Raw genomic sequence first — 5,287 nt, 5'->3', positions numbered from 1 at the left:
ATCAAGGCGAGCGGCGCCCGGATGGTCTTTGTCGGCCTGGGCTGCCCGCGCCAGGAGGTGTTTGCCTATGAACACGCCGGAGCGCTGCAAATGCCGGTGCTGGCGGTAGGCGCTGCCTTCGATTTCGGCGCCGGGATGAAGGAAGCGCCCGGCTGGATGCAGGGCGCCGGCCTGCAATGGCTCTTCCGGCTGGCCCAGGAGCCGCGCCGGCTTTGGCGGCGCTATCTGTTTCTCAATTCCCTATACTGCATGCTTCTGGTTGCCCAGAAACTGGGATTGATGTCGCAATGGTTCGCCCGCGAGCAACTCCCAACAGAGCCGCTGAAATACGGATGAGGGTAAGCGCGATGAAAGTGGTCGTCACCGGTGGGGCCGGGTATATCGGCAGCCATACCTGCAAGGCCCTGGCGCGCGCCGGACATCAGCCTATCGCCGTCGATAACCTCATCACCGGGCATCGGGAGGCCGTCAAATGGGGCCCACTGCATGTCGTCGATATTCGCGACGGCGCTGCTCTTGCACCCGTTCTGGCCCAGATCGCACCGGACGCCATCATTCATCTTGCCGCCTCTGCCATCGTCAAGGATTCGATGTCCGACCCGTTCGGGTATTTCGACAACAATGTCCGGGGGACCTTGAGCCTGCTGCAAGCCGCGATGCGCGCTGGGACGCGCTTTGTGGTTTTTTCCTCAAGCTGCGCGACTTACGGAATCCCGCCAGACTTGCCGATCACCGAGGATATGCCACAGCGGCCCTCCAACCCGTATGGCGAGACCAAGCTGGTTTGCGAGAAGCTGCTACGTTGGACCGAGGCAGCATTTGGAACCAAATGGGTGGCGCTGCGCTACTTTAACGTCGCGGGTGCCGATCCCGATGGGGAGATCGGCGAAATGCACGCCGATGAGACCCATCTCATTCCCCTTGTCCTCCGCGCTGCAGCGGGGGGAGCGGACCCGCTTTTAGTATTCGGGACCGACCATGCGACCGCGGACGGTACGGCCCTGCGCGACTACGTCCATGTGTCGGACGTTGCCGAGGCACATTTGATTGCCCTCAAGTATCTCGCCAGCGGCGGTTCGTCGGACGCATTCAACCTTGGGGCGGGTACCCCGATGAGCGTTCGCGACATCGTTCGGGTGGTCGAAAACACCCTTGGACGTGTCGTACCATCTCGCGACATGCCAAGGCGCCCGGGCGATCCGCCTGCGCTGTGGGCGGACGCCACCAGGGCTAGGGACACTCTAGGCTGGTCGGCGAGGCACTCGAGCATCGATGAGATCATTCGCTCGGCCTGGAACTGGGAACAACGGGTCGGTGGCGGCAATCCATGGCAAGCACAGCAAGTAGCCGGGTAGTGGGGCCAGTCCGGATGCTGCAGCTAGCGCTTGGAAAATCGGGGCTCCAACCCTTTGCGGCGATTGCAGCAACCCTGCCGGTGATCCTCAACCAGGTCTTCAACAGTGCCTGCAACTTTGTCCTCACCATCGCCTTGGTACGCCTGCTGGGCCTGGCCGAGTTCGGCCATTTCACCATCTACTTCATCGTGGCGCAAAGTGCGGTGGCATTCCTGGCTGCTGCGCTGGTCATGCCGGCTGTCTCGATCGCCGCGTCGGAAAACGGCGAGTCGCGCCGTGGGTTGCTTTCGACCGCCGGCGCGCTGGTGGGGCTCGGCCTCCTGGTGGGCATCGGTGTAATCGGGCTCGTGCAGCTGGGGCTGACAGCGACTGACAACACGCATCGGCTGCTGCTGCTCCCTTTCGCGGCGCTGTTCGCGACCATGGTCCTGAACGATTTCGCCCGCCGCCTGCTGTTGTTCAACCGCGAGCTTACGGTCGTGTGGGTCTTTGATGTTCTGCGCTTCGGGGCCCTCGGTTCGATGTTGTTCTGGCTGGGTAACTTTGCCGGTCCCCAGGCGGTCAGTTCCGCAATGCTTGTTCTGGCCATCGCCTATGCAATCGCCCTCGCGGGTCTTGCTGTGGTTTCCTTGCCGACCCTCAGCGCCATTACACTCGCTGGTTTTTCGCACTGGGCACGCCGCATTGCCCGAACGGGGAAATGGCTCTCCGCCTCGGCCGCCCTGCAACTGGTCGACGACAACATCTTCATTCTGGTCGGTTCAGCGGTTGTTGGTACCGAAGCGGTGGGTCTCGTGAGGACCGGCCAAACCCTGATCGGCGTGGTCCATCCGTTGTTTCTCGCGCTGGAGCACATCCTCCCCAGGCGCATCGGCGAGATGGCGAGCCGGTACGGCTGGCACCGAGCATTGCAAGAGTATGCCCGACTCGCCACCGCGGTGGCGGGCGGCATGCTACTGATCATGGCGGGCCTCGCGATACTTGCGCAGCCCCTGCTCGCGTTAACGGTGGGCGCTGAGGCGGCGTCCCATGCTTGGGTGATGCAGGCATTGTGCGGGATCTGGGTGCCCTATCTCCTGTTTAGCATGCTCACCTTTCCGCTGCGGGCAGTGGAGCGAACACGAGCAATAGCACTAAGCCTGACGGCGACAGTGCTCGTGGCACTCGTGATCGTGTTGCCGCTGGTCCAGCATTTTGGGATCGCTGGAATACTGGCCGGCATGGCTATCGCCCAGATCGTCAGCGCAGGGTTACTGGCGCTACAATACGCAAAGGTCCGCCGGGAGTTCGTGCAATGAGTAGTGTCGTGCGCAAGCGGGTTCTGCTGTCGGCCTTCGCCTGCTCCCCCTTGCGTGGCTCGGAAGATGGGGTCGGCTGGCGCTGGGTGCTCGAAGTTGCCCGCCTCGGTCACGATGTCACGGTCCTAACAAGGCGCCGCTACAAGTCGGAGATCGAGGCGGCCAAGGACGCAGCCGATACTGCGGGGCTGGTGCGATTCATCTACGTCGACTTGGCGCCGTGGGCCAGTTTCTACGGTCTCGGCAAGCCGATCGGTTACTTCTACATCTATGTCTGGCAGTTGCATGCCCTGATGGTGGCTCGTCGGTTGCACCGCGAGCAGGCCTTCGATCTCGTTCACCACATCACCTTCGGTGGCATCCGCTTCCCGACGTTTCTTGGGGCACTGGGGGTTCCGATGATCTTCGGACCTGTCGGCGGCGGCGAGACCGCGCCCAGAGCGTTGAGGCGTGGCTACCCGATGCGCGGCAAAGTCGTAGACGGGTTGCGCGACCTCTCGAACGCGCTCGTACGCTACGATCCCTTGATCCAATTCGCATTTGATCGGGCGACGAAGATTGTCCTTCGTACGCCGGACAGCGTTCCCCTCGTACCCGCGCGCCATCGCCACAAGGTCTTGCTGGAGCGCGAGGTCGGCATTGACTGCGGTCGCGAAGACGAAAACCCTCGGGAGCCGGTCCAGAATACGCCGCGAGTCCTCTATGTGGGGCGCAATCTGTATTGGAAAGGCATGCACCTCGGTCTGCCCGCATTTGCCAGGCTGGTTGCAGCCTTTCCAAAGTCGCAACTCACCATCGTCGGCAGCGGGCCCGAGCGACGGACCTGGCAGAGAATTTCACAGCGGCTCGGCATTGCCGACCATGTGCGGTGGATCGACCGGGTCGACTTCCACAAGATGGGAGAGGTCTATGCGGCACACGACATCCTCCTGATCCCAAGTCTCCACGACGCGGGCGCCAACGTCATTTACGAGGCGGCTTCTCACAGGCTGCCGATCGTATGCCTTGATCTCGGCGCCTCCCGCGTTCTGGTCGACCCGAGTTTCGGTATCAAGGTCCCAGTGCGAGGCAGGGGGGAAGCGCCGGTCATCGATGAAATGGCCACCGCGATGATCCGGTTGGCCGGCGACCCAGGCGCCTGGACGCGGCTGAGCAGCAATGCAAGACATTGGGCGGAACAACAGTCGTGGGCATCGCGAGTCCGCAACGTCTACGGCGTGCCCGACGATGACTCTCTGGTCCCAGAAGCCGTCCTGCAGTCTCCTTCTGCGGATGAACGCAAGTGAACAAGCCCCCCCGCTTCAGCGTTGTTGTCCCGTGCTTCAACTATGGAGCGATGCTGCCGATCGCGCTAGAGAGCATCCTGACGCAGGAACGCGACGACGTTGAAGTCATTCTTGTCGACGACGCCAGCACTGACGATACGCCTGCAATTGCGACCCGCTATCGGGGACGCATCCGATATTTGCGCAACGGGAGCAACCGCGGGCACCCATATAGTTGGGGTCGCGCGATGCAGGAAGCGCGGGGCGAGTTCATTGTGAACCTAGACGCTGACGATTGGCTATTGCCGAACTATTTCTCGCGTGTCGAAAGGGCGCTCGACGAAGACGTAGGGATGGTGGTCAGCTCGGTCTACGACTACCGCATGGAAGGCGGCACGATCGCACTTCGGAGCATCGCCCCCCAGGATGAACGGCTGTCCGCCGATACATTTCGCAGGCGTCTGCTAGGCAGGATATTCTTCCGTACCCCGGGCATGCTGGTGCGCCGATCGCTGGCCGCGGCTGCTTCTCCGCCGGACCCACGCATCTGGAACGCGGACTGGGAGTTTCTTCTGCGGGCGACGCGTGGGGCAGGTGCATTCGTCATTGCGGAGCCGCTGGCCGTTTATCGTATCCACGCTCATTCGATCTCAGGCGCCGCAAAGGCCAACACGCAACGCCTGAGAAAGAGCTGCCAGCTCTTCCTCGACATCACGCGCGACAGCGCGGGCCAGGCTTTCCTCGAAAGACGAGAGCGGAAGCGCTTCGCGGTGGGGCTCAGCAAGCTCTACCTACGCATAGTGGGTTCGCGCATGGGCCCAAAGGATGCGGCGAGTGCGGTGTCGCACCTCAGGTTTGCGATGGCACTGTCCGGCTCGGAAGATCCCCCCGGCGCCCTAAGCACGCTCGCATTCTTCGCGCGGTCGGTGGCAGACAGGATAGTCGCCTCCGTGGCTCCCAAGGGCTCCGTGTCGGTCTCTGTCACCGACCTTATGCCACCGACGCCGGCGTGGTCGGAGGGGGAATGATGACTATGGCAGTGTCGGGCGCAGCTACGCCGTCGTTCGCTCATGCGGCAACCGACCAGCATCATCGCGTGAGCGAATGGACCAACTCGGCACTGTTTGTCCTCCTGTGTTGCTGGCCATACGCTATGGTGAGTCGGCCGCTAAGTGTGGGCATGCTGCTGCTCGTCTCTCTGGTCTCTGTGCTGAACCGGCCGCTACTATTGCCAAAGCTTTCGCCCCTGCTTGTCGTGTTCATAGGCTACTGCGCGATCGTCATCGGGCTGCAGACGGTGGGCGGCAGCATGGACCGGTACGCAGTGTCGCAGTCGAACCATATCGTCCAGTTTGCCCTGTACTACTTC

General features: G+C 62.4%; 6 protein-coding genes. All 6 read left to right on the top strand.

Features of this window, described 5'->3' with window-relative positions; all coding sequences use genetic code 11:
• Positions 1-336, top strand: a 336-nt coding sequence (locus JWQ89_RS03325) for a WecB/TagA/CpsF family glycosyltransferase (RefSeq protein WP_299638387.1), incomplete at its 5' end; no start/stop codon positions are given.
• A gap of 11 nt (positions 337-347) precedes the next feature.
• Positions 348-1,355 carry a UDP-glucose 4-epimerase GalE gene (gene galE, locus JWQ89_RS03320; protein ID WP_299638385.1) on the top strand — a complete coding sequence of 336 codons (1,008 nt, stop codon included), beginning with the start codon at positions 348-350 and terminating at the stop codon, positions 1,353-1,355.
• Positions 1,356-1,369: 14 nt separating this feature from the next.
• Positions 1,370-2,653 carry a polysaccharide biosynthesis C-terminal domain-containing protein gene (locus JWQ89_RS03315; RefSeq protein WP_299638383.1) on the top strand — a complete coding sequence of 428 codons (1,284 nt, stop codon included), beginning with the start codon at positions 1,370-1,372 and terminating at the stop codon, positions 2,651-2,653.
• Positions 2,650-3,939, top strand: a complete 1,290-nt coding sequence (locus tag JWQ89_RS03310) for a glycosyltransferase family 4 protein (protein WP_299638381.1) — start codon at positions 2,650-2,652, stop codon at positions 3,937-3,939. The genes JWQ89_RS03315 and JWQ89_RS03310 overlap by 4 nt, the downstream gene beginning before the upstream one ends.
• Positions 3,936-4,946 carry a glycosyltransferase family 2 protein gene (locus tag JWQ89_RS03305; protein WP_299638379.1) on the top strand — a complete coding sequence of 337 codons (1,011 nt, stop codon included), beginning with the start codon at positions 3,936-3,938 and terminating at the stop codon, positions 4,944-4,946. Before JWQ89_RS03310 ends, JWQ89_RS03305 begins: the two co-directional genes overlap by 4 nt.
• A 152-nt stretch (positions 4,947-5,098) precedes the next feature.
• Positions 5,099-5,287: hypothetical protein (locus tag JWQ89_RS03300; protein WP_299638377.1), on the top strand; the 189-nt coding region annotated here is incomplete at its 3' end.

This window comes from Devosia sp. (assembly GCF_028290645.1).
Lineage (GTDB): Bacteria > Pseudomonadota > Alphaproteobacteria > Rhizobiales > Devosiaceae > Devosia_A.
The sequence above is the reverse complement of the archived record's forward strand: the minus strand, read 5'-3'. Positions and strand labels throughout refer to the sequence as shown.

Excerpts from the sequence above, each read along its gene's own strand:
- galE (WP_299638385.1), top strand. The coding sequence starts at position 348 with ATGAAAGTGGTCGTCACCGGTGGGGCCGGGTATATCGGCAGCCATACC.
- JWQ89_RS03315 (WP_299638383.1), top strand. The coding sequence starts at position 1,370 with ATGCTGCAGCTAGCGCTTGGAAAATCGGGGCTCCAACCCTTTGCGGCG.
- JWQ89_RS03310 (WP_299638381.1), top strand. The coding sequence starts at position 2,650 with ATGAGTAGTGTCGTGCGCAAGCGGGTTCTGCTGTCGGCCTTCGCCTGC.